General features: G+C 72.9%; 26 protein-coding genes. 21 read left to right on the plus strand and 5 right to left on the minus strand.

What is annotated here, in order from left to right; genetic code table 11:
- Positions 1–20: 20 nt before the first annotated feature.
- From JOD66_RS17795 to JOD66_RS17815, 5 genes are all read left to right on the plus strand, one after another.
- Positions 21–905, plus strand: coding sequence for an amino acid ABC transporter permease (locus JOD66_RS17795; protein WP_204838169.1), 885 nt, complete (start codon positions 21–23; stop codon positions 903–905).
- On the plus strand, positions 902–1,669 hold the full coding sequence (locus JOD66_RS17800; RefSeq protein WP_307823595.1) for an amino acid ABC transporter ATP-binding protein: 768 nt from the start codon (positions 902–904) through the stop codon (positions 1,667–1,669). Before JOD66_RS17795 ends, JOD66_RS17800 begins: the two co-directional genes overlap by 4 nt.
- A gap of 8 nt (positions 1,670–1,677) precedes the next feature.
- Entirely contained in the window at positions 1,678–2,466 is a 789-nt protein-coding gene (locus JOD66_RS17805) for an alpha/beta fold hydrolase (protein WP_204838170.1), read from the plus strand.
- Between the two features lie 75 nt (positions 2,467–2,541).
- Positions 2,542–3,753, plus strand: coding sequence for an allantoate amidohydrolase (locus JOD66_RS17810; RefSeq protein WP_204838171.1), 1,212 nt, complete (start codon positions 2,542–2,544; stop codon positions 3,751–3,753).
- Entirely contained in the window at positions 3,750–5,027 is a 1,278-nt protein-coding gene (locus JOD66_RS17815; RefSeq protein ID WP_204838172.1) for a formimidoylglutamate deiminase, read from the plus strand. Before JOD66_RS17810 ends, JOD66_RS17815 begins: the two co-directional genes overlap by 4 nt.
- Positions 5,028–5,090: 63 nt before the next feature.
- Here the strand turns inward: JOD66_RS17815 and JOD66_RS17820 are convergent, their stop codons facing one another.
- Both JOD66_RS17820 and JOD66_RS17825 read right to left on the minus strand, forming a co-directional pair.
- Positions 5,091–6,002 carry an alpha/beta fold hydrolase gene (locus tag JOD66_RS17820; RefSeq protein WP_204838173.1) on the minus strand — a complete coding sequence of 304 codons (912 nt, stop codon included), beginning with the start codon at positions 6,000–6,002 and terminating at the stop codon, positions 5,091–5,093.
- Positions 6,003–6,019: 17 nt separating this feature from the next.
- Entirely contained in the window at positions 6,020–8,002 is a 1,983-nt protein-coding gene (locus JOD66_RS17825) for a flavin-containing monooxygenase (protein WP_204838174.1), read from the minus strand.
- Between the two features lie 167 nt (positions 8,003–8,169).
- Here JOD66_RS17825 and JOD66_RS17830 point away from each other — a divergent pair, with 167 nt between their 5' ends.
- From JOD66_RS17830 to JOD66_RS17845, 4 genes are read left to right on the plus strand one after another with little or no spacing between them, the layout of a single operon-like run.
- A complete protein-coding gene (locus JOD66_RS17830) occupies positions 8,170–8,571 on the plus strand; it encodes a nuclear transport factor 2 family protein (RefSeq protein WP_204838175.1) in 402 nt (133 codons plus the stop codon).
- Between the two features lie 25 nt (positions 8,572–8,596).
- A complete protein-coding gene (locus JOD66_RS17835) occupies positions 8,597–9,889 on the plus strand; it encodes an NAD(P)/FAD-dependent oxidoreductase (RefSeq protein ID WP_204838176.1) in 1,293 nt (430 codons plus the stop codon).
- A complete protein-coding gene (gene hutI, locus JOD66_RS17840) occupies positions 9,886–11,118 on the plus strand; it encodes an imidazolonepropionase (RefSeq protein ID WP_204838177.1) in 1,233 nt (410 codons plus the stop codon). The genes JOD66_RS17835 and hutI overlap by 4 nt, the downstream gene beginning before the upstream one ends.
- Positions 11,119–11,152: 34 nt before the next feature.
- The gene (locus tag JOD66_RS17845) at positions 11,153–11,929 is read left to right on the plus strand and encodes an SDR family NAD(P)-dependent oxidoreductase (RefSeq protein WP_204838178.1); all 777 of its coding nucleotides are present in this window, start codon (positions 11,153–11,155) and stop codon (positions 11,927–11,929) included.
- 30 nt (positions 11,930–11,959) lie between these two features.
- Here JOD66_RS17845 and adhP read toward each other — a convergent pair whose 3' ends face one another.
- Both adhP and JOD66_RS17855 read right to left on the minus strand, forming a co-directional pair.
- Complete coding sequence (adhP, locus tag JOD66_RS17850; protein WP_204838179.1) at positions 11,960–12,976, minus strand: alcohol dehydrogenase AdhP; 1,017 nt, start codon at positions 12,974–12,976, stop codon at positions 11,960–11,962.
- Positions 12,977–13,040: 64 nt separating this feature from the next.
- Positions 13,041–13,952: a PaaX family transcriptional regulator gene (locus JOD66_RS17855; RefSeq protein WP_204838180.1), complete on the minus strand. Its 912-nt coding sequence runs from the start codon at positions 13,950–13,952 to the stop codon at positions 13,041–13,043.
- A gap of 217 nt (positions 13,953–14,169) precedes the next feature.
- On the opposite strand from JOD66_RS17855, the gene JOD66_RS17860 reads away from it, so the two are divergent.
- The 12 genes from JOD66_RS17860 (at position 14,170) to JOD66_RS17915 (ending at position 22,552) form a co-directional block, all read left to right on the plus strand.
- Positions 14,170–15,048, plus strand: coding sequence for a PaaX family transcriptional regulator (locus JOD66_RS17860; protein WP_204838181.1), 879 nt, complete (start codon positions 14,170–14,172; stop codon positions 15,046–15,048).
- Positions 15,045–15,554: a flavin reductase family protein gene (locus tag JOD66_RS17865; RefSeq protein WP_204838182.1), complete on the plus strand. Its 510-nt coding sequence runs from the start codon at positions 15,045–15,047 to the stop codon at positions 15,552–15,554. The genes JOD66_RS17860 and JOD66_RS17865 overlap by 4 nt, the downstream gene beginning before the upstream one ends.
- Positions 15,554–15,892, plus strand: a complete 339-nt coding sequence (locus tag JOD66_RS17870) for a hypothetical protein (protein ID WP_204838183.1) — start codon at positions 15,554–15,556, stop codon at positions 15,890–15,892. Before JOD66_RS17865 ends, JOD66_RS17870 begins: the two co-directional genes overlap by 1 nt.
- Positions 15,893–16,008: 116 nt before the next feature.
- Complete coding sequence (locus JOD66_RS17875; protein WP_204838184.1) at positions 16,009–16,941, plus strand: transporter substrate-binding domain-containing protein; 933 nt, start codon at positions 16,009–16,011, stop codon at positions 16,939–16,941.
- A gap of 11 nt (positions 16,942–16,952) precedes the next feature.
- Positions 16,953–17,828 carry an amino acid ABC transporter permease gene (locus JOD66_RS17880; RefSeq protein WP_204838185.1) on the plus strand — a complete coding sequence of 292 codons (876 nt, stop codon included), beginning with the start codon at positions 16,953–16,955 and terminating at the stop codon, positions 17,826–17,828.
- Positions 17,829–17,875: 47 nt separating this feature from the next.
- Complete coding sequence (locus JOD66_RS17885) at positions 17,876–18,634, plus strand: amino acid ABC transporter ATP-binding protein (protein WP_205126445.1); 759 nt, start codon at positions 17,876–17,878, stop codon at positions 18,632–18,634.
- On the plus strand, positions 18,631–19,356 hold the full coding sequence (locus JOD66_RS17890; protein WP_204838186.1) for an SDR family NAD(P)-dependent oxidoreductase: 726 nt from the start codon (positions 18,631–18,633) through the stop codon (positions 19,354–19,356). The genes JOD66_RS17885 and JOD66_RS17890 overlap by 4 nt, the downstream gene beginning before the upstream one ends.
- Positions 19,357–19,381: 25 nt before the next feature.
- Positions 19,382–20,644, plus strand: a complete 1,263-nt coding sequence (locus tag JOD66_RS29565; protein ID WP_204838187.1) for an acyl-CoA dehydrogenase family protein — start codon at positions 19,382–19,384, stop codon at positions 20,642–20,644.
- Positions 20,641–20,940, plus strand: coding sequence for a TIGR04076 family protein (locus JOD66_RS17900; RefSeq protein WP_204838188.1), 300 nt, complete (start codon positions 20,641–20,643; stop codon positions 20,938–20,940). The genes JOD66_RS29565 and JOD66_RS17900 overlap by 4 nt, the downstream gene beginning before the upstream one ends.
- Positions 20,937–21,230: a hypothetical protein gene (locus tag JOD66_RS17905; RefSeq protein ID WP_204838189.1), complete on the plus strand. Its 294-nt coding sequence runs from the start codon at positions 20,937–20,939 to the stop codon at positions 21,228–21,230. The genes JOD66_RS17900 and JOD66_RS17905 overlap by 4 nt, the downstream gene beginning before the upstream one ends.
- Positions 21,227–22,246, plus strand: coding sequence for an LLM class flavin-dependent oxidoreductase (locus JOD66_RS17910; RefSeq protein ID WP_204838190.1), 1,020 nt, complete (start codon positions 21,227–21,229; stop codon positions 22,244–22,246). Before JOD66_RS17905 ends, JOD66_RS17910 begins: the two co-directional genes overlap by 4 nt.
- Before the next feature lie 18 nt (positions 22,247–22,264).
- Positions 22,265–22,552, plus strand: coding sequence for a putative quinol monooxygenase (locus tag JOD66_RS17915; protein WP_204838191.1), 288 nt, complete (start codon positions 22,265–22,267; stop codon positions 22,550–22,552).
- A gap of 42 nt (positions 22,553–22,594) precedes the next feature.
- Here the strand turns inward: JOD66_RS17915 and JOD66_RS17920 are convergent, their stop codons facing one another.
- Positions 22,595–23,209 (minus strand): TetR/AcrR family transcriptional regulator, encoded by a 615-nt coding sequence (locus JOD66_RS17920; protein ID WP_204838192.1) that lies wholly within the window; start codon positions 23,207–23,209, stop codon positions 22,595–22,597.
- Between the last annotated feature and the right edge of the window lie 6 nt (positions 23,210–23,215).

Genomic DNA, 23,215 nt, shown 5'->3' on the forward strand with positions numbered 1-23,215 from the left:
GACCGAGAAGAAGGTGCACAGTGACGCGAACGGCAGCTGACGCCGAGGTGCGCGACCCCTTCGCGAAGCCACGACCGCGCAGGCACCCGAGCTACTGGATCAGTGGCCTCGTCGCGCTGGCGGTCCTCGGCCTCGTCGTGAAGGGTCTCGCGACCAACGAGAACCTCGAATGGGACGTCGTGGGGGACTACCTCTTCGCCGACCCCATCCTCGAGGGCCTCTGGATGACGATCAAGCTCTCGTTCATCGCACAGTTGATCGCCGTCCTGATCGGCTGCCTGCTCGCCCTGCTCGGCGAGTCGCGCAACCCGGTCCTGCGCGCCCTCGTCAAGGGGTACGTCGGGCTGTTCCGGGGCCTGCCCCTGCTGGTGCTGCTGCTCATCTGCTTCAACGCGGCGCTGTTCATCCCGAGGATCTCGATCGCCGGGGCCAGCTGGGAGACCAACACCCTCATCACCGGGTTCACCGCGGCGATCATCGGGCTCTCGCTGCACGAGGGCGCGTTCATGGTCGAGATCATCCGGGCCGGGTTCATGTCCGTCCCGCCCGGCCAGCGCGAGGCGGCGCAGGTCCTCGGCATGAGGAGGGGCCTGATGATGCGCACGATCGTGATCCCCCAGGCGGTCCGCGTGATCATCCCGCCCACCGGCAACCAGTTCATCAGCCTGCTCAAGGCCAGCTCGCTGGTCGCCGTCATCGGCGGCGGCGACCTGCTCACCCGTGCGCAGCAGATCTACGGCTCGAACTTCAAGGTCATGCCGCTCCTCATCGTCGTGAGCTTCTGGTACCTGACGATCGTGATGCTGGCGAGCCTCGGTCAGCACTTCCTGGAGCGGAAGTACTCCCTGTCGCGAGGACCCCAACGAAAGCCTGGGAAGGCGCGACCCGAGGAGGCGGCGAAGTGAACGAGCGCCCATTGGTGACCATCCGCGACGTACGCAAGCGGTTCGGTGACGTCGAGGTGCTCAAGGGCATCGACCTCGACGTGCTGTCAGGGGAGGTGCTGTGCCTGATCGGGCCGTCGGGCTCGGGCAAGAGCACGCTCCTGCGGTGTGTGAACTTCCTCGAGCGGATCGACGGCGGCTACATCGAGGTCGAAGGCGACTACGCCGGCGCGACCGTCAAGAACGGCGAGCTCCACGAGGCCGGTGAGGCCGAGATCGCGCACTACCGCCAGCACATCGGCATGGTCTTCCAGCACTTCAACCTGTTCCTCCACCTGACCGCACTCGAGAACGTGACGATCGGCCTGAGGAAGGTCCGCGGGATCGCGAAGAAGGAGGCAGTCGAACGCGGCCGGGCGGCGCTCGCCGATGTCGGGCTGGACCACCTTCGAGACTCCTACCCCCGCCATCTCTCCGGCGGCCAGCAGCAGCGGGTCGCGATCGCGCGGGCACTGGCGATGGAGCCCAAGCTGATGCTCTTCGACGAGCCCACCAGCGCCCTCGACCCGGAGCTCGTGGGGGAGGTCCTGTCGGTGATGCGCCGGGTTGCCGAGCGGGGGATGACCATGATCGTGGTGACCCACGAGATGAGGTTCGCCAGGGACGTCGCGGACCGGGTCGCGTTCATGGACCAGGGGCGGATCGCGGAGATCGGCGAGGCGAAGAGCCTGATCGACTCGCCGGCCTCGGAGCGCACCCGGTTCTTCCTCAACCACGTCGAATGAGCGCCGCCATGCACCTGCATCTCGATGTCAGCACGCCCCCGGAGGTGACGGACGCCCCGTGGCTCGTGCTCGGGCACTCCCTCGGCACGTCCTCCGCGTTGTGGACCGAGGTCCGTGCCCTCCTCGCGGACCGCTTCCGCACCGTCGCCTGGGATCTGCCGGGCCACGGGCGGTCCGCGCCGGCGCCCGGACCGTTCACCGTCGGCGACCTCGCCGACGCCCTGGTCGACGGCCTGCGGGAGCGCGGGATCGACGACTTCCGCTACGCCGGGGTCTCCCTCGGCGGCACGGTCGGGATCGACCTCGCCGTCCGGCACGCCGACCGGGCTCGGGCGGTCACCGTGATCTCGTCCGGAATCAGCGTCGACGCGCCCGGCGCGTGGGTCGAGCGCGCCGACGCGGTCGTCTCCGGCGGTACCGACCAGCTCGTCGCGGGCTCGCTGGAGCGGTGGTTCGCTCCCACGACCCACGCGCGGCGCCCCTCCCGCGTGGCCGAGCTGATCGCGGCGCTGCGGGCCGCCGACGACGCCAGCTATGCCTTCGCCTGCCGGGCGCTGGCGGCGTACGACGCCACGGGTGGGCTCGGCGCCGTCGACGTGCCCCTGCTCGCGGTCTGGGGCGAGCACGACCGGCTGGTGCCCGAGCCGAAGTCGGCCGAGCTCGCGGCCGCGGTCCGCCACGGATCCCTCGCGAGCGTCTCCGGAGCCGCGCACGCGGCGCCGCTCGAGCAGCCGGAGGCGGTCGCGGACCTGCTCGACACCTTCCCTTCCCCCAGGAGCAAAGGCACATCCAGCTGATGACGAGGACGACCCGGACACCGAGCACCCCCTTCGGCGAGAGGGTGCCGTGCGCACCGGCGAGGAGCCCGCGCCGTGTCCGTTAGCGAGCGCCTGGCCGCCATCGCCGCCATCGGTCGCGACGACGCGCGCGGCGGATACTCCCGGCACCTGCTGGAGCCCGCGGACCTGCGGCTGCGCGAGTGGTTCCGGTCCACGGCACAGGATCTCGGGCTGTCGGTGGAGGTGGACGGCAACGGCAACCTGTGGGCGTGGTGGGGCGAGGACCGCACCGGAGCGGTCGCGACGGGCAGTCACCTCGACTCGGTCCCCGGCGGCGGCGCGTACGACGGCCCCCTCGGCGTGGTCAGCGCGTTCGAGGCGGTCGCCATCTTGCGAGCGGAGGGCTGGTCGCCCGCCCGGCCGGTCGTGGTGTGCGCGTTCGCGGAGGAGGAGGGCTCCCGGTTCGGCATGCCCTGCCTGGGATCGCGGCTGATGGTCGGGGAGATCGAGCCGGCCGAGGCGCTGCGTCGTGCCGACCGTGACGGCACGACCCTCGAGCAGGCCTGGCGAGAGGCGGGGCTCGCGGTCTCGTCGCTGGGGCCCGACGCCGGTCGGCTCGCGGCCCTGGACGTCTTCGTGGAGCTGCACGTCGAGCAGGGGCGTGACCTCGAGGACCGGGGCCTGCCGCTCGCGGTCAGCTCGTCCATCCTGGCGCACGGCCGCTGGCGCCTGTCGGTCCACGGTGAGGGCAACCACGCGGGCAGCACGCCGATGGCGGGCCGTCGCGATCCCGTGGTCGCCGCGGCCGCCGCGATCCTGGCGGTGCGGCAGGTCGCCCTCGAGCGGCCGGCCGCGCGCGGGACGGTCGGGCGCGTCTCCGTCACGCCGAACGGGACCAATGTGATCGCCTCCCGGGTCGATGCCTGGCTCGACATCCGTGGAGGATCGGACGCCCAGGTGCGCGAGCAGCTCGACGTCACCCTCGAGCTGATCCGCGCCCGCGTTGCCGACGAGGGCTGCCGGCTGGAGGTCGAGGAGGAGTCCTTCTCCTCCCTGGTCGCCTTCGACGAGCCGCTCACCCGACGGGTCGCGTCGACCCTGGGTGACCTGCCGGCGATCCCCACGGGCGCGGGACACGACGCGGGCGTCCTCTCCGCCTACCTGCCGTGCGCCATGATCTTCGTGCGCAATCCCACGGGCGTGTCGCACGCACCCGAGGAGGCCGCCCGGGACGAGGACTGCGAGGCCGGTGCCAGAGCCCTGGCCGCGGTCCTCCGGGAGCTGGCGGGGACGCCGGTCCGATGAGCGCTCCGTCGCGGTCCTTCCACTGCGCTCTCGCACTCGTCGGGGGACGGATGGTGGCCGACGTCCGGATCACTGCGCGCGCCGGCTCGATCGCCGCGATCGAGAGCGGCGTCCCGGTCGCGGCCGACGACCTCGCGCTCGGCGTGGTCGTGCCGGGCTTCGCGAACGCCCACTCCCACGCCTTCCACCGCGCGCTGCGCGGTCGCACGCACGCCGACGGAGGCGACTTCTGGCAGTGGCGGACGGGCATGTACGACGTGGCGCAGCGGCTCACGCCCGACACCTATCACGAGCTCGCGCGGTCGGTCTTCGGCGAGATGCGCGACGCCGGGTACACCGCGGTGGGTGAGTTCCACTACGTCCATCACCGTCTCGACGGCACTCCCTACGTCGCCCACGACATGGAGCTGGCGCTCGCGTCGGCGGCGGTGTCGGCCGGGATCCGGCTGGTCCTGCTCGACACCTGCTACCTGAGGGGCGGCGTGGGCGCCGCCCTCTCGCCGGAGCAGGCGCGCTTCGGCGACGGCAGCGCGGATCGTTGGCTCGATCGGTGGCACCGGCTGCGCGGCGCCCTGCCCGACGACCCGACCGTCACGCTCGGCGCGGCCGTGCACTCGGTGCGTGCGGTCAGCCGGGACGACCTCCGGGTGATCGCCGAGGGGCTACCGTCCGACGTGCCCCTGCACGCCCACGTCTCCGAGCAGCCGGCCGAGAACGCCGCCTGTCTCGAGGCCCACGGCCTCACCCCCGTGGGACTCCTGGCCGAATGCGGGCTGCTCTCGAGCCGCTTCTCCGCCGTTCACGCCACCCATCTCACCGCCACTGACATCGCCCTGCTGGCCGCCGCGGACGCGACCGTGGTGATGTGCCCGACGACCGAGGCGGATCTCGGCGACGGCATCGGGCCGGCGCCCGAGCTCGCGGCCGCCGGCGCGCGGATCGCGATCGGGTCCGACCAGCACGTGGTGATCGACCCGCTCGAGGAGCTGAGCCGCCTGGAGCTCGACCAGCGCCTGCGCCTCCAGCGTCGGGGCGTCTTCGGGCCGGACCTGCTCTGGGCCGCCGGCGGCGTGCGCGGCTACGAGTCGCTGGGCCTGGCGAGCGCGACCGGGCGCGCGCCCGGCTTCCGCGTCGGTGATCTCTGCGACGCGGTGGAGCTGGACGTGCGCTCGGTGCGGACCCGTGGCGCCGACGCGTGGCAGCTGCCGCTGGTGGCGCGTGCGGCCGACGTGCGGGCCACGGTCGTCCACGGCCGCCTGACGCGTCCCCGGTGACCGCCGGGACGACCTGAGGGGGCTCGCCGTCATCGCGACGGCAAGCCCCCTCGTCGCGCTACGTCAGCGCCGCGCCGCCTGGTCGGCCTGGTCGGTGAGCTCGGCGAGGATCTCGAGCAGCAGCCGCGCGGTCGACTCCGGTGCGCTGATGTTCGGCGAGTGGCGGGCGTCGATCTCCCAGACCCGGCAGGTCGGTCCGTGCGCCGCGATCCGATCGGCCCATCCGGGCTCGACGAGGGTGTCCTGCCGCCCGGTCACCAGCCCCAGCGGCACCTGGACCGTCGCCAGGCTGCGCGGATAGTCGTCGTCGGCCTTCGGGCCGCTTGGGAAGGGAGTAGCGAGACCGGCCGCGCTCACCGCGCGGTAGTGGCCGACGTCGCAGGCGTCCTCGAGCCGGAGCGCGACATGGTCGTCGATCCCGGGGAACCGGCCGGTCAGCAGCGTCACGATCCGGAGCATGTCCTTGGCCGTGCCGTCGAAGTGGGAGAGCGCGGCGAGCGCCTCCCTGGTGCGGTAGGGCCCCCCGGTGCCGGCGATGGAGACCGCGGCCGCGAGCCGCCACGCGAACCACGGCAGGGTCGCCGCCCGCAGGGCCATCGCGCCGCCGAACGAGTTCCCGACCAGCCGCACGGGCTCGTCGTGGAGGCCGAGGGCGTCCAGCAGCGCGGCGACCTGGCGCAGCCGGAACTCGTAGGGTGCGACGTCGAGCTGGACCATCTTGCTGGACGACCCGTAGCCGTAGAGGTCGGGCGCGATGACGTCGTGGTCGCGGGCGAGGAGGGGCAGCATGCGCGACCAGCTCGCCTCGGCCGACCCGCCCCAGGCGCCGTCGTGCAGGAGGACGAGCACGGGCGAGCCGACGGCCCCTGCCCGGAGATAGCTGGTCGTCAGGCCACCCAGGTCGACCTGCGCACGGCGGACGGTCCGGATCGCGGTCGACGGGTCGGTGGTGGTGCTGGTTGTGGTGATCTCCACGGTGGATTCGCCTCTCGTCACAGGAACTCGTGGTCGGACTCGGTGACCGCGGCGGTGCTGTCGAAGTACTCGACGTTCGTGTAGGGCCAGATCTGGGAGACGCGCCCGTGCCGGTTCTGGTACCAGGTGTGGACATAGGGCTGTCCCCAGGCCATCCTCCGGTTGCCCTCGTCGACCCAGGCCACGAACCGGTCGAGGGCCTCGCGGCGGACGTCGATCGCGGCCGCCCCGCGGCGGAGTACCTCGTGCACCGCGTCGAGGGAGTACTCCACCGCGCGTTCCAGCATGAAGTGCAGGCTGCCGGCGACGACTCCGCCGACATTGGGCCCGTACACCAGGAACAGGTTGGGGAAGCCGGGCACGGTCACCCCGTTGTGCGCACGCGTGTCGCCGTCCCAGAAGTCGTGGATCTCCGTGCCGTGGCGCCCGACGACCTCCACTCCCTCGAGATAGTCCGACGGCTTGAAACCGGTCGCAAAGACGACGACGTCGACCTCGTGCTCGACCCCCGACGCGTCGACGATCCCGCGCTCGGTGAACCGCTCGATGCCGGCCGTCACCAGGGTCGACTTGTCGGCGAGCAGGGCCGCGGCCCAGACCTCGTTGTCGCGCAGCATCCGCTTCGCGCCCGGCGGGTAGGACGGGATCACGTGCGCCAGCAGCTCCGGCTCGCTCCCGAACTGGCGCTCGAGCCGCGCGACCAGGTGCTCGCGCAGCTCCTGGTTCTTGCGCGAGATGCTCAGCGGCGCGCCGGTCCAGCCCGGTTCGGCCGTGACGGTGTGCGCGCGTCCCGGGATGCCCGTCAGGATGACCCAGAGCCGGTACCACTGGGCGTAGTGGGGAACCTTGCGCTGCAGCCACCGGAAGCCGTCGCTCACCTGGTGGTGGTAGTTCGGCGCGGGCAGCATCCAGGGCGCGCTGCGCTGGAAGACGGTCAGCGCGGCGACGTCGTCGACGATCGCGGGCACGATCTGGTAGGCGCTGGCGCCGGTGCCGATCACGGCCACCCGTCTGCCCGTCAGGTCGACGGAGTGGTCCCACTCCTGGGAGTGCATGGTGACGCCGGTGAAGAGCTCCTGGCCCGCGAAGTCGGGGATGTGGGGGCGGTCGAGCTGGCCGAGGGCGCTGACGACGGCGGCGAAGCGGCGCACCTGCTCCGCGCCGTCCGGGCCGCGGGTCGTCGCCTCCCAGCGGGCGTCGGTCTCGTCCCAGCGCAGCCGCGTGAGCCGGGTCGAGAACTCGATCCGGTCGGCGATGCCGGCGCGCTCGGCGACGTCGCGCAGGTAGTCGAGGATCTCGCCGCCCTGGGCGAACTGATGGGGCCAGTCGCCCCGCTGGGCGAACGAGTAGGAGTAGCCGAAGGTGGGGGTGTCCAGGCGCACGCCCGGATAGGTGTTCTTGGCCCAGGTGCCGCCCACGGCCGAGTTGGCGTCGATGACGGTGATGGGCACGCCGGCCTGTGCGTAGCGATGCGCGGCCGCGATGCCGGCCACGCCGGCGCCGACGATCAGCACCGGGAAGTCGCGTCCTGCGGCCACCTCGGCGAAGGACCAGGAGGGGCGTCCGCCCTTGTCCGCGGCCAGGTCCAGCTCGTGCTTCAGCATGGGGATCCACGACTCCTGGCCTGCGCTGAGGAAGGCGAGGATCGCGCGGACGGTCTCGTCGGGGAGGAGGCCGACCTCGGTGATCCCCTTGTCCCTCACGGTGGCAAGCGCCGAGAGGGCGAGGGCTCGAGCCGCTTCCTGCTGTGCGGCGGACATCCCGCCGTGCGGATGGGGCTGGGTGTCGATCGGGGTGAGGGGCGGGCGCAGGTCGGCCCGCAGGATCGAGGTGTCGCCGAGCGCCGCGGCCAGGGCGGCGAGCAGCACCGGGAGCTCCGCGTCGGCGACGACGCGCTCGAGGAAGGCGTCGTCCTCGACGATCGGCTCCGCGCTGGCGACGTCGTACAGGTCGTCGAGCCGGCTCGTCGCGTCGGACGCGGTCGCAGGAGTGGGGGCCATCTGGAAGTCCTCTCTCGTCCCGGCGGACGAGCCGGGACGCTGCGCGGGATGCGCGCGGCGGGGTGGGTCCGCATCGGTTTCGCATAATGCTATTCGAATCTCCAGAATTCGCATACAGTTGTGCCGAAGCCGCTCCGGCGGCGCCCAACGAGAGTGAGGAACGAGCGATGAGTGTTTCGGTCGAGGTCGTCGACGCCTGGCTGGCGGAGTTCGGCCGGGTGTGGCGGGAAGCGGACGTGCCGGGGGCCGTCGCCGTCATGACCGAGGACGGCAGCTACCGCAACAGCCCCTTCCTCGAGCAGCCCTACGTCGGCCACCGGGCGATCGCCGGCTTCTGGGAGGCCGCGCTCGAGGGCGTGAGCGACGTGGACTTCCGGTACGGCGTGCCGGTGATCGACGGCGATCGCGTGGGCGTCGAGTGGTGGGCGACGCTGCGCTCGAACGGCGAGCCGTTCACCCTGGCGGGCAACTTCCTGCTCACCTTCGAGGGCGACCGGGTGGCCGACCTGCGGGAGTCGTTCGTCAAGCAGGCCGGGGCCCTGGAGCCGCACGAGGGCTGGGGTCTGTGAGCCGTCGCCCCCGACGGACGCAGCCATGGAGAACTCAGCGGAGATCCTGATCATCGGCGCCGGGGTGATCGGCGCGAGCGCGGCCCTCGCGCTCGCCCGGGCCGGCCACGACGTGGTCGTCATCGAGCGCAACAGCGGTGTGGGGGACGGCTCCACCGGCTCCTCGGCCGGCATCATCCGCGTCCATGCCAGCGATGAGCAGAGTGTCGCGATGGCGGCGGACGCCGTGGCGGTGTGGAACGACTGGGCCGGGTTCCTCGACGCCGGCCCCGACGAGCACCTCGCGCGCTTCGTGCGGTGCGGCTCGTTGATCCTCGACGCGGGCAACGGCTTCACCGACCGTGCGGCGGAGTCGATGCGCGCGGCGGTCGTCCCGTTCGAGGCGTGGACCCTGGCGGAGATGGCCGAACGTCTGCCGTACCTCGACTTCCGGCGCTTCGGGCCGCCGGTCCCGATCGATGACGAGGCCTTCTGGTCGGAGCCGACCGAGTACCTGCCCGGGGCCCTCTACACCGAGCAGTCCGGCTATGTCGGCGATCCCACTCTCGCGGCGGTGAACCTGATGGACGCCGCGCGCCGGGCGGGAGCCGACGTCCGGCTCTCGACGGAGGTCGCCCGGCTCGAGCTGCGGGCCGGGCGCGTCGTCGGCGTCGCCCTGGCCGACGGCCGCCGCCTGAGTGCCGCGGCGGTGCTCGTCGCGGCGGGCCCGCACTCCGACGCGCTGCTCCGCTCGGTCGGCGCCACGTCGGACTTCCGGATCGCCACCCGGCGGATCCGCGAGGAGCTGGTGCACGTGCCCGCGCCGCCGGGCATCGAGACCGCCCTCGACGGGGTGCACCTCGTGGACGGCGACCTCAACCTCAACTTCCGTCCGGAGCACGGCAACGCCTTCCTCGGCGGCAGCAACGGCGATCTGCCGGAGGAGCAGACCGTCGTCGAGGACCCCGATCGGTTCGACCGGCGGGTGAGCGCGGCCAACTGGGAGCGGACGACGCTGCGGTTGGCCCGCCGGATACCGGACCTCGGCATCCCGCGTGCGCGGACCGGTGTGGTCGGCCTGTACGACGCCGCGGAGGACTGGCTCCCGATCTACGACCGCACCTGCGTCGAGGGACTGTTCGTCGCGATGGCCACGTCGGGCACCCAGTTCAAGACCTCGCCGGTCGTGGGTGAGCTGCTGCGCCACGTGATCGAGAGCGAGCTCGAGGGGCGGGACCACACGACGGTGCCCTTCGTCGCCCCGACGAGCGGCCGGTCCTATGCCACCGAGCAGTTCTCCCGTCTCCGGGAGCCGCGGGTCGGGCAGGCCCGCGGATGAGCGACAGCGAGAGGCACGCCGCCTCCGGCGCGCTGTTGATCGACGACATCGGCGAGCTCACGACGAACGACGCCGCCCACCGCGGCCGGATCGAAGACGCGGCGGTGATCCTCGATCAGGACCGGGTGGCGTGGGTCGGCCCCCGCCGGAAGGCGCCCCCGGCCGATCGCCGGTACGACGCCGACGGTCGCGCCGTGCTGCCCGGCTGGGTCGACGCGCACACCCACCTGGTCTTCGCGGGCGACCGGACCGCCGAGTTCGAGGCGCGGATGGCGGGGGAGTCCTATGCCGCGGGCGGCATCAACGTCACGGTCGAGGCGACCCGCGCCGCGTCGGACGCGCAGCTCGAACGCAACCTCCAGCGGCTGGTCGCGGAGGCGCGGCGCGGCGGAACGACGACCCTGGAGACCAAGACCGGGTACGGCCTCACCGTGGCCGACGAGCTCCGGTCGGCCCGGATCGCGGGGCGCCACGTCGACGCGGTCACCTTCCTCGGCGCCCATGTCCTGCCGTCGGGCGAGGCGCTCGACGACTACCTCGGCCTGGTGACCGGTCCCATGCTGGCGGCGGTGGCGCCGCACGTCTCGGCCGTCGACGTCTTCTGCGAGGTCGGCGCCTTCGACGAGAGCGCGACCCGGACGGTGCTGGAGGCCGCGCGGGCACAGGGTCTCGCCAGCCACGTGCACGGCAACCAGCTCGGGCCCGGTCCCGGCGCGCGCGTCGCGGTGGAGTTCGGCGCGCTCAGCGTCGACCATCTCGGCTTCCTCGCCGACGCCGACGTCGCTGCCATCGCGGACTCGTGGACCTGCGGGCGGGGGACGGTGGCGACGGTCCTCCCGGCCTGCGACCTGTCGACCCGGATGCCGCTCGCCCCGGCCCGCCGCCTGCTCGACGCCGGGGCCGTCGTCGCCATCGCGTCGAACTGCAACCCCGGCACCTCGTTCACCACCTCCGTGGGCTTCTCGGTCGCCACCGCGGTGCTCCAGATGGGGCTGACCGTGGCGGAGGCGGTCCGAGCGGCCACCTACGGCGGGGCGATGGCGCTCGGCATCGCGGACGGGGAGTGGGTCGACCCGCGCGGCCGGACCCAGCCGCCGGTCGGCGCGATCCGGCCCGGCGCCCGAGCCGACCTGCAGCTGCTGGACGCGCCGTCGGTGACGCACCTGGCCTACCGGCCCGGCGTACCGCTCACCCGCGCGGTCTGGCGCGCGGGCGTCCGCGTGGTCTGAGCAAGTCCTTCACGACGATCGATCAGGAGAGAACATGACAGCCGACATCACCGCGAAGACGGTCCTCATCACCGGGGCGGCCGAACGGGCCGGCCGCGTCTTCGCCCGCCGGTTCGCGGCCGAGGGTGCGAACGTGGTGGTCAACCACTGGCGCCAGGCCGACCTGGCGGAGGAGACCGTCGCGCTCATCCACGCCGACGGTGGCCGGGCGCGCGCCATCGAGGCGGATGTCTCCGACACCGAGGCCGCCCGGCGCCTCGTGGCGGAGACGGTGGCGTGGCGCGGCGACCTGTCCGTGCTGATCCACAACGCCAGCTCGCTGCGCTCGAAGGAGTTCGAGGACGTCACCGAGGAGGACTTCGACGCCTCCTTCGGCATCAACATCCGCGGTCCGTTCTTCCTCAGCCAGGCCGCGGCCGAGGTCATGAAGCGACAGGGCCATGGCCGGATCATCGCGTTGGTCGGCAACTCCACCAACGAGGCCTGGCCCAACCTCATCCCGCACGGGCTGTCCAAGACCGCACTGATCCGGCTGATGGAGCAGCTGGCCGTCGCGCTCTCGCCGACCGTCCAGTGCAACGCGGTCGCGCCGACCCAGTTCTTCCGCTCCGACGACGGGACCAACGACGCGCTGCGCGAGTACCGGGGTGAGCCGCTCGTCGACGGCGACACCTACCGGGTCGGCTCGCGCTACGAGTTCCGCAACGGTGACGCCGACGACGTCGCGGAGACGCTGCTGTTCCTGGCCACCTGCTCGTCGTACCTCAACGGGACGGTGATCCGCCTCGACGGGGGCAAGGCGCTCTACTAGCCGCGGCGCGCGGCGCGCGGCGCGCGGCGCTCAGAGCTCGAAGACGAGCCGTGCCGCCGTACGGGCGTGCAGCACGTCGCCGATGGCCTCGTTGACCTGCTCGAGCTTGCGCGCCTCCGCGATGACCCTGGTGCGCCCCAGCGCGTGCAGCCGGAACACCTCGGCGAGGTCCTGACGAGTTCCGACGATCGAGCCGATCACCGAGATCCCCTTGAGCACGGTGTCGAAGATCGGCAGGTGCATCGGGCCGTCGCCCTCGGGCGGCAGCGCGACGCACACCAGCCGGCCGCCGCGGCGCAGTGCGGCGAAGGCCTGCTCGAAGGCCCTCGGGGTGACCGCGAGCGCGATCGCGACATCGGCGCCGCCGAGGTCCGCGATCGCCTGGACCGGATCGGTGGTGCCGGCGTTCACGGTGTGGTCGGCGCCCAGCTGGCGAGCCAGTCGCAGCTTCTCGTCGGTGAGGTCGACGGCGATGACCTCCGCGCCGACGAGCCGTGCGTACTGCACCGCGAGGTGCCCGAGCCCGCCGACACCGAACACGGCCACGCGCTCGCCGGGGACGACGCGCGCGACCTTGATCGCCTTGTAGGTCGTCACGCCGGCGCAGGTCAGTGGCGCGGCGTCGAAGGAGCTGACCCCGTCGGGCACCGGCACGACGTAGGCGGCGTCGGCGACGGCGTACTCGGCGAAGGCACCGTCGACGGAGTAGCCGCTGTTCTGCTGCTGCTCGCAGAGCGTCTCCCAGCCGCTGACGCAGTGGTCGCAGTGGCCGCAGGCGTGGCCCAGCCAGGCGATCGCGACGCGGTCGCCGACCGCGCGCTGGGTCACGCCGGGGCCGACGGCACTGACGACGCCGACGCCCTCGTGGCCCGGAACGAACGGTGGTGTCGGCTTGACCGGCCAGTCGCCGTGCGCGGCGTGGATGTCGGTGTGGCACAGACCGCAGGCCTCCATCCGTACGACGACCTGGCCGGCGCCCGGCTCCGGCACCGGCCGCTCCTCGATGACGAGGGGGCTCTCGAACCCCGTCACGACTGCTGCTCTCATGGCTGTCTCTCTCCTGCACTGCGGGCCGATGGGTCACCTCCATTCCAGGGCCCGAGCGAGGCGGTCACGAGGGGCTTTGGTCCCCAGTCGCCGGTCTCTTCGGCAGGTGCGGCGAGGATGTCGGCCGGGCCGCCCCCGCCGCTCGCCCCACGACCGCGGCCACATAGGCCGCGGCGGGCTCGCGCACCAGGTCCCGCAGCTCGAGGAACCGCGGCAGCGTCTGGTTCCCCGGCCAGTCCGTGGGCAGGAACTCGGCGGGCAGCGCCGGGTCGACGTACGTGATGGGTCGCCAGGTGTCCAGCGCCCGGATCCAGGTGCGGAACGCCGCGCGGGGCTCGCGGCCGGCACGGAACGCCGCGACGTCGGGTTCGACGGTCTCGCGGAAGACGTCGTGGAGCGCCCACACCGACTCCAGGTCCCACCAGCGCTGGACGGCGACCGGCGGCTCGGTCGCGCCCCGGATCGAGTCGACGAGGAAGAGGGTCACCCGGTCGGCCACGCCGAGGTCGGCGACGATCTGCTCGATCTCGTCGACCATGAAGCCGGGCGCGATGAGGAGGGCGGCCGCCACGGAGCCGCAGCCCACCCAGGTGAGCCGGCGGCGCAGCTGGTGGCGCAGGTCGCGCTGCTCCTCGGGGATCGAGAACGAGATCACGCACCAGGGCGAGTCCACGGTCATGAAGCGGGGCGCCACGATCCGCTGGATGTCGCGCTGGATCGTCGCCTCGGCGCGCGGGGTGAGCACGTAGCCGGAGGCGCCCTCGCGGACGTCGGTGGTGACGATGCCCTTGGCCTTCAGCCGGGTCAGGGCCGTCCGGGTCCGCGCACCGCTCACGTCGACCGCCTCCATCAGGGAGACGAGCGAGCCGGAGGTGAGCCAGGGCTCCCCGGCGGCGACGGAGACGCCGAGCACGGTGCGCAGCAGCGAGGTCGCGCTCCCCGGCCGGGCGTCGAACTCGTCGACGAGCTCCTCCACGAGTCGATCCCTCTCAGCGCTGCTGCCGGCGGTGTGACTCCCGGATCCTAGGCGACCGCGCGGCGGGCCGGCGTAACGCGCCTGTCACGAGGCTTAACAGAACTGACGTTTCAATTCGTTGACGAACGTGACGAAGCCGGACTACATTCACAAATGTGACGTACGGAACAGTCATGAAATATCTGTTCCGCAAGGCGACCAGGTCGAGGGAGGGCACATGAGCGGTGTCATGGACGACCTCGACGCGCGGGTCGGCAGCACCACCTCGCTGCTGCGCACCGTGATCGGGGTCAGCGTCCGCGCCGAGGGCGGCTGGCTGTCCTCCTCGGCGTTCGTCACGCTGCTCGACGAGCTCGGCGTCCCGGCCGGGCGCACCCGCACCGCGCTGACCCGGCTCAAGGCCAAGGGGATCCTGGTCCTCGAGGCGCGGGCGGGCAGTGCCGGCTACTCGCTGACCGACGCCGCCCGCCGGATGCTCGAGCGTGGTGACCGGCGCATCCACCAGCCGCGGTTCATGGACGACGACCACGACTGGTTCGTCATCTCCTTCACCGTCCCCGAGGACGACCGCCAGCTGCGCCACCAGCTCAAGCGGCGGCTCAGTTGGATCGGCTGCGGCTCGGTCGCGGGCGCGCTGTGGATCGGCCCCGGCTTCCTGATCGACGAGGCGGAGCAGATCGTGGCCGACCTGGGGCTCACCGGCCAGGTCACCCTCTTCGTCGTCCAGGAGATCCGCGGCGCGACCGCCCCCGCCGACGCCGTCGCGCGCTGGTGGGACCTGCCGGCCATCGCCGCCCGCCACGAGGCCTTCCTCTCGGCCCACGGGGCGTCCCTCGCCGCCTACCGGGCGGACCCCGGACCGCGCGACGCCTTCCGCCGGTGGATCCTCGCCCTCGACGCCTGGCGCCCGATCCCGTACGTCGACCCCGGGCTGCCGCTGTCGCTCCTGCCCGAGGACTGGCCGGGCAGGAGGAGCATCCCCGCCTTCCTCGAGCTGCGCGACGCGCTCAGCCTCCCCGCGGCCGAGTACGTCCACACGGTCGTGGCCGCCCCCGCCGCCCGCGCCGCCCAGCACCGAGGCCAGGAGTCAGCATGACCGGAACCGCACTCGACCAGGGCCGCCTCCGCGAGGCCTTCGCCCGCTTCCCCTCCGGTGTCGCGGTGCTCGCCGCCGTCGTCGAAGGCGCCCCGCAGGTGCTGGTGGTGTCCTCCTTCACGGTCGGGGTCTCGCTCGACCCGCCGCTGGTGGCCTTCGCCGTACAGAACGGGTCGGGGACCTGGCCGGTGCTGAAGCGCGCCGGATCGCTGGGCGTCAGCGTGCTGGGCGCCGAGCACGGCGAGCTCTGCCGCCAGCTGGCCTCGCGCGAGAAGGAGGCCCGGCTGGTCAACGACCCGCTGCGGCGGATGGACTCGGGGGCGCTGATCGTCCCCGACACCCCGCTGCGGCTGTGGTGTCGCATCCACGACGAGTTCCCCGCCGGCGACCACACCATGGTCCTGCTCGAGGTGCTCGACGTCGACGGCGACACCGTCGGCGACCTCGCGGGCGAGCCGCTCGTGTTCCACGGCTCCGCCTTCCGCCGGCTGAAGGAGCCGAGCTGATGGCGGCGACCGGCCCGGACGCCTGGGACCTCCGGCTCCGCGCGCTGCACCGGCCCACCGGGTGGCGGCGGGGGATCTGCCTGCTGCCGGAGGTGCCGGCCGAGGCCGCCGACGCGGCCGCCCGGGTGCTGGCCGAGCACGGCGAAGAGCGGGTACGCCGACTCGCCACGATCGCGCCCCGCCCCGGGGCGGCACACACCACCGACGACGAGATCGTCTACTTCCTCGACCGCTTCGGCCACGAGTACACCGTCGTGCTCTGCGGAGCCGATCGCGCCGACAAGACCGCCGTGAGGCTGGCCGCCGACCGAGCAGGGTGCGCCCTGGTCCTGGTCTGACCCCGTCCGCTCCGACCATCCCGCCCGTCCACCGACCCGTCCACCGAAGCCTCGATCTTCTCGGGACCCTCCCCTCCCCGCGCGTCCCTGTCCGCGCCCCAGAGAAAGAACCCGTCATGACTCCTCTCACCCACCGCTTCCGGGCGATCGGCCTGGTCGCCGCCCTCGCCGCCACCGCCTCGCTGACCGCCTGTGGCTCGTCCTCCGACGACGACGGCGACAAGCCGGCCGCCACCGGGGGCACGGCCCTGTTCAAGACCCTGCCGAAGGCGAACCAGGACTCGGGCGAGGTCAGCTTCGGCGCGCTCTGGGAGACGCCACCGATCATCAGCGTCACCGCCTCCGACACCACCAAGCCGGTCGGCCTGGCCCCGGACCTCGCCGCCGCGCTCGGCGAGGAGCTGGGGGTGAAGGCCACCTGGCAGAACATGCAGTGGCCGGCGCAGCTGCCGGGCGTCCAGTCCGGCGTCGTCGACGCGCTCTTCGGTCAGGTCAACGTCACCGAGGAGCGGGAGCAGAGCATCGTCGACATGGTGCCGTTCTACAAGACGACCATGGCCCTGCTCCTTCCCGCCGCCGACGCCGACGGCGTGACCAAGCTCGGCGACATGTGCGGTACGACGATCGGCGCCCCGGTCGGCTCGGAGACGGTCGCGGAGCTGGAGCGGGTGAGCGCGGCGGAGTGCGCCTCCCAGCCGGTCGAGATCAAGGAGTTCCAGGGCGCCACGCTGGCGATCAGCGCGGTCAAGTCGGGCTCGATCGACGCCTGGCTGGACACGACGGCCAGCCAGGTCGTCGCCGCCGACGCCGACGGCGACCTCACCGCGGTCGAGGTCCCCGAGGACGAGATCGCGCCCGTCTACAACGGCATCGCCGTCGGCAAGGACAAGCCCGAGCTCACCAAGGCCCTCGTGGAGGCGCTGCGCGCGCTGATCGAGAGCGGCCGGTACGACGAGATCTTCGCCGCGAACGACTCCTCGGCCGCCGCCATCACCGTGGACGAGGTCGTCGCGAACCCGATCACCTCGACGCCGGTCGGCGAGAAGTAGCGGCCGCGCTGATGACCAAGCCAGCCGTGGCCGGCCGGACGGTGATCGCACCGCCCGCCGACGCCGCCCCGGTCCCGAAGGTCGTTCCCGTCCGGCACTGGGGCCGGGGGATCGGCGCGGCCGTCGTCCTGCTGCTCGTCGCCGGGGCGGTCAAGGGGGTCGCCACCAACGACAACCTCGAGTGGAGCGTCGTCGGTGACTACCTCTTCGACGCCAACGTGCTGCGGGGACTGCGCCTGACCCTGGCCATGACGGCGCTCGGCATGGTCGCCGGGCTGGTCCTGGCCGTCGTCGTCGGCGTGATGCGGACCTCGGCCAGCCGGATCGTCGCCGGCGCGGCCGCGGTCTGGGTCTTCGTCTTCCGCGGCATCCCGCTCGTCGTCCTGCTGATCTTCGTGGGCAACCTCGGCCTGTTCTTCGACAACCTCACGATCGCGATCCCCCTGACCGGGGTGGAGCTCTGGTCGGCGCCCGTCAGCGAGGTGGTCACGCCCTTCTGGGCCTCGGTGACCGCGCTGGCGCTGGCCGGGTCTGGCTACATGGCGGAGGTGGTCCGCGCCGGCCTGCTCTCCGTCGGTCGCGGGCAGCACGAGGCCGCCATGGCGCTCGGCCTCCCGCAGGTCGGCACCCTCCGGTACATCGTGCTGCCGCAGGCGCTGCGGGTGATCATCCCGCCCCTCGGCAACGAGCTGATCGGGATGCTCAAGGCGTCGGCCATCGTCTCGGTGATCGCGGGTGGCGACCTGATGACCGCCGTCCTCGGCATCTCCGGCGTCACCTTCCGCACCATCGAGATGCTCATCGTCGGCACCATCTGGTACCTCACCGTGATCGCGGTGCTCTCGGTCGGCCAGTACTTCCTCGAGCGAAAGGCGGCCGAGAAGTGAGGCGCGCGCCCGAAACCCTGACCGCGCCGTCGGCGTACGACGGCCCGATGATCGCCATCCGCGGCGTCCGCAAGTCCTACGGCTCCGTCGAGGTCCTACACGGCATCGACCTCGACGTCGCCCGCGGCGAGAACGTCTGCATCATCGGTCCCTCCGGGTCCGGCAAGAGCACCCTGCTCCGCACCCTCAACCACCTGGAGGACATCTCGGCCGGCACCATCCGCGTCGACGGCCGCCTGATCGGCTACGAGGAGCGGGCCGGCCGGCTCCACGAGCTGCGCGAGTCCGCGGCCTGCCAACAGCGGCTGCGGGTGGGCATGGTCTTCCAGCACTTCAACCTGTTCCCGCACATGACGGCCCTGGAGAACGTGGCCTTCGCGCCGATCCGGGTCAAGAAGGACAAGCCCGCGCAGGCCCGGGCCCACGCGGCCGAGCTCCTCGGCCGGGTCGGCCTGGCCGGCAAGGAGGACTCCTACCCGTCGAAGCTGTCCGGCGGCCAGCAGCAGCGGGTCGCCATCGCCCGGGCGATGGCGCTGCGCCCGGACGTGATGCTCTTCGACGAGCCGACCTCGGCCCTGGACCCCGAGCTGGTCGGCGAGGTGCTCGCCGTGATGCAGGATCTCGCCAGGACCGGCGGCATCACCATGGTCGTGGTGACCCACGAGATCGGGTTCGCCCGCGAGGTGGCCGACCGCGTCGTGTTCATGGACCAGGGCGTCATCGTCGAGATGGGCTCGCCCGGCCAGGTGCTCGACGACCCGCAGCACGAGCGCACCCGCGGCTTCCTCTCGGCGGTGCTGCGGTGACGGCCGGGGGACCGGTCGCCCTCGTGGCGGGCGCGACCGGGCCGATCGGCCGGGCGGTCGTGCGCGCGCTCGCGGCCGACGGCGCCCGCGTCGCCGCCCTGTCCCGTTCGGGCGACCGGGTGGACGGCTGTGTCCAGGCGCTCGCCTGCGACCTCGGCGACCCGGCGGCGCTGGACGCCGCGCTGAGTGCGGTCGAGGCGGGCTCGGGCCCGGTCGAGATCCTGGTCAACGCGGCGCACCCGCCCGCCGGGTTCGGTACGCCGGTCGCCGAGCTCGACCCCGGCGTGCTCGCCGCCCAGCTGGCAGGCGCCGCGGCCCATGCCGCGCTCTGTGCCCGGGTGGTGCCCGGGATGCGCCGGCTCGGTCGCGGTCGGGTGGTCTACGTGGCCGGCGCGTCGATGGCCCGCCCCCTCCCGGGCGCCGGTGGGTACGCCGCCGCCAAGGCCGCGGGCGCGGCGCTCACCCGCCAGCTCGCGCTCGAGGAGGGCACGGCCGGCATCACCGCCAACGTGGTGGCGCCCGGCCGGGTCCTCGATCCGGAGTCGGCGAGCGAGCCGTCCGCGTCCGCCGCCGCGCTGGGCCAGGAGCTCGCCCGGCGTCTCGCCCTGCCCACCTTCCCGTCCCCCGACGACGTGGCCGCCGCCGTGCGCCTGCTCGTCGCCTCCCCGGCGCTCACCGGCCAGACCCTCTGGGTCACCGGTGGCGAGCCGATCACGGCCTAGCCGCGCCCTCGAAAGGACTCTCGTCGTGACCACCACCACCACCTCCGCCTCCACCACCACCCCCGACCTCGGGGTCGACCTCCGGGCGCCCGAGTCGGCCGAGGCGGTGCTGTCCAACGCCCGCGCACTGCTGCCGCTGGTCGCCGCCGAGGCCGATGCCGTCGAGGAGGCGGCCCGGCTCACCCCGCGGCTGGAGGCCGCCTTCCGCGCCGCGGGCGTCTTCCAGATGGCCTTCCCCGCCTTCCGGGGCGGGCTGGAGATGACCCTGGCCCAGCAGACCGAGGTGGTGGCCGAGATCGCCGCCGTGGACGCGTCCGCCGCCTGGAATGTCGCCGTCCTCAACGCCGGCGGCTACTACGCCGCCCGGCTCGGCGACCAGGCGTACGCCGAGCTCTACCCGACCCGCGACCGGCCGACCAGTGGGTCCTTCCATCCCCGGGGCCGGGCCCAGCGCGTCGACGGCGGCTTCCTCGTGACCGGCCACTGGGACTGGGGCAGCGGGAGCTACACCGCGGACCACGTCGTCGGCAGCGCCGAGGTCTTCGACGGCGACACCCCCGTCATCGGCTCCGGCGGCAAGCAGATGCACCTCGGGCTGTGGCTGCCGAAGGACCGGCTCACCGTGCTGCACAACTGGCAGACGCTCGGCGTCCGCGGGTCCGGCAGCACGTCGTACGAGATCGTCGAGCCGGTCTTCGTCCCGGAGCACCACTCCTTCGACCGGGAGGCCGAGTACGACCAGTCCCGCGATCCGCTGAACCGCAGTGTCCGGCTGGCGCACTACGCCCTGACCGGGGTCGCCCTGGGCGTCTCTCGGCACCTGGTGCACGAGGCGGCGGCGGTGGTCGGGCGCCGGGTCCCGGCGGGCAGCGCCGCCAATCCCGACTCCGCGGCGCTGCAGACCCTCGGCCTGGCCATGGCCGAGGTCGACTTCGCCTACGCCGGCGTGCGGGCGGTCGCCGACCTGGTCGACGAGGTGATCTTCGGTGGCGACGCGCTGGCGCCCGTGCACGAAGCGCGGATGACGGCGGCGAACGCGGCGGCGGCCGTGGCGCTGCGCCGGGTCGTGGACCTGACGACCGAGCTCCTCGGCGGGCAGCTGATCCTGGACCGCAGCCCGGTGCAGCGGGTGCTGCGCGACGCGTACGGCGCCCTGGCGCACGCCGGCACCCGGCGGATGCTGCTGGCCCCGCTCGCCGCCTCCGCCCTCGCCGACGAGCAGCACCGACTCACCCTGCCCGACGACCCGACGTACGGCGCCGGGCCGCTCCGGGGCGCCGGATCATGACCGAGCCTCGGCTCACCGCCCCGGCCCCGCGGCTGCGGGTGGTGGTGGACCGGGCCGAGAGCCCGCGGTGCGGACTGCGCGTCGGAGACGCGGTCGTGATCGACGGATCCACCATCGCGACGGACGGTCGGGAGTTCTGCTCGGCCGCGCTCGCCGCCGTGGCGCCGGTGCTCGCCGCCCGCCAGTACCCGCTGCCGGTCGACGACTGGCTGGTCCGCAAGCCCTACCTGTCCTGCCCGCACGCCGAGGACCGCGTGGTGCTGCGGATCGAGGAGCTGGGGGAGGACCCGCGATGAGCCTGCGGGTGCGCTGCACCGTGGAGGGCTTCAACTACTCGGCCTGCGGCCTCGCGGTCGGCGACAGCTTCGAGCTGTCCGCCACCGGCGTGACCGTGCCCGAGGGCCGTGCCTTCTGCTACTTCGCCATCACCAACGCGATCGCGGCCGTCCAGCCCAGCCTGGGCGCCGACGTACCGGACGCCTACCTCGCCGCCCGCCCCCTCGTGATGTGTCCCGACACACCGGAGGAGCTGCGGATGCGGGTCGAGGTCGTCGACCCGACGCCACCGACAGGAGAGCCCTCATGACCCCGATCTTCAGCGCCCGCGTGGGCGGCCAGACCGGAGCGCCCGGCGTGCTCGGGGTCGTCGAGAAGGCGATCGCCGCCGAGGAGGCGGGCTTCGACCAGGTCTGGACCGGCAACGACTTCCTGGGCGAGCCCGGCGTCGTCGCCCTCGCCGCGATCGCGATGCGGACCACCCGGATCAAGTTCGGCAGCGGCGTGCTGGACCCGGTCAGCCTGCATCCGGGCCAGATCGCGCAGATCGCCACCGGCCTGCAGGAGCTCTCCGGCGGCCGGTTCCTGCTCGGCATCGGCGCCGGCTCCGACGTCTACTTCGCGCGCGCCGGCATCACCCCGGCCCTCAAGGCCGCCCCTCGCACCCGGCAGGCGGTGGTGACCATCCGCGAGCTGCTCGCCGGCCGCAGCCCGCTCGGCACGCCGTACGCCGCCGAGGGCTGGTCCGCGCAGGCCGTGCTGCGTGACGCGCACCCCACGCCGATCTACGTCGGCGGCCTCGGCCCCCGGATGCTGGCCGTCGCGGGAGCCCACGCCGACGGCGCGCTCTCGCTGTGCCTGCCTCCGCGCCACGTCCGCGCCGTCACCCACCAGATCGCCGAGGCGAACTCCGCCGCCGGGCGCACGATGGCGGACTTCGACCTCGCGGCCTGCGTCTGGGCCTCGATCTCCGACGACCGCGCCGCCGCCCGGCGGATCCTGGCCGCGCACATCGCCGAGTACAGCGGCTCGCTGGCCCCCGCCGCGCTCACTGCCAACGGCCTCGACGTCGCCGAGTTCGAGCACACCCAGTCCCTGATGGACCAGGGCCGGGTCGAGGAGGCGATCGACTCGGTCACCGACGCCATGCTCGGCCTCGGCATCGTCGGCGGCGTCGACGACGTGATCGAGCAGTGCGGCCAGCTGATCGACTCCGGCGTCCGCCACATCTCCTTCGGCCCACCCATGGGCACCGACCCGATCGGCGCGCTGCGCCTGATCGGCGAGAAGGTCCTGCCCGCACTCCGCGCCCAGTTCGACGCCTGAACGAAAGAGAGAACGACCATGATCGTCATCCACGGGGGAGTCCTCATCGAGCCGGACCACGTCGACGAGGTGGCCCGCGTCGCCGTCGGCTTCGAGGCCGCCTCGCGCGCCGAGGCGGGCTGCGTCGAGTACCAGCTCTCCTGGCGGGTCGGCCCGTCGGCGAGCCTGCGGCTGCTCGAGATCTGGGAGGACGAGGCGAGCTATCTCGCCCACACCGAGGCCGAGCACACCAAGGAGTGGTCGGCGTACGTGTCCACGGTGGCGGCCGGCGCGCCCGCGTTCACGAGGTACGAGCTCGAGGGCTGAGCCGGCCGGCTCCGGCGTACGGAACGAGGCCGGGGCGAGAGATCAGCGCGCGGCGCCGCGGAGGAGGAGATCGACGAGGTCGACGAGACGCTCGCGCAGGTCGAACGGCGGCCTCCCCGGACCGATCCAGGCTCGCACGATCGCGAAGTAGCTCGTCGCCATGGTCATGCCGACCAGGGCGGGCTCGACGCCGGGCCGGAGCTCGGCGCGCCGACGGTCGAGGACGCTGGTGAACTCATGGGTCAACGGGTGGTCGTCGAGGAGGTCGAGCGCGACCACCGCGGCGCCGATGAGGGCGGTGGTCTCCCGCCGCGACGTCGCGCTGATCGTGGCGAGCTCCTGCATGATCGCGCAGAGCTCGTCGCGCAGTGAGCCGTCGGCCGTCGTCGGCGCGAGGGCGTGGAAGGCGCGCTTCCGGCGGCGGGCGGACCACTCGTCGAGGAAGGCGGACTTCCGCTCGAAGTAGTTGAACACCGACGTCCGGGCGACGTCGGCGCGGACCGCGATGTCCTCCATGGTGGTGGACTCGTAGCCCTGCTCGACGAAGAGCTCGATGGCGGCCTCGAAGACGCGGTCGCGTCGCTGGCCGCGGCGCCGGGCGCGCGCGGTCTCGGTGGGTCCGGCGGCGTCTGCCGGGACCGCCCTGTGCGCGGGCATCGGTTC

Source organism: Nocardioides nitrophenolicus, from assembly GCF_016907515.1.
Taxonomy (GTDB): Bacteria; Actinomycetota; Actinomycetes; order Propionibacteriales; family Nocardioidaceae; genus Nocardioides; species Nocardioides nitrophenolicus.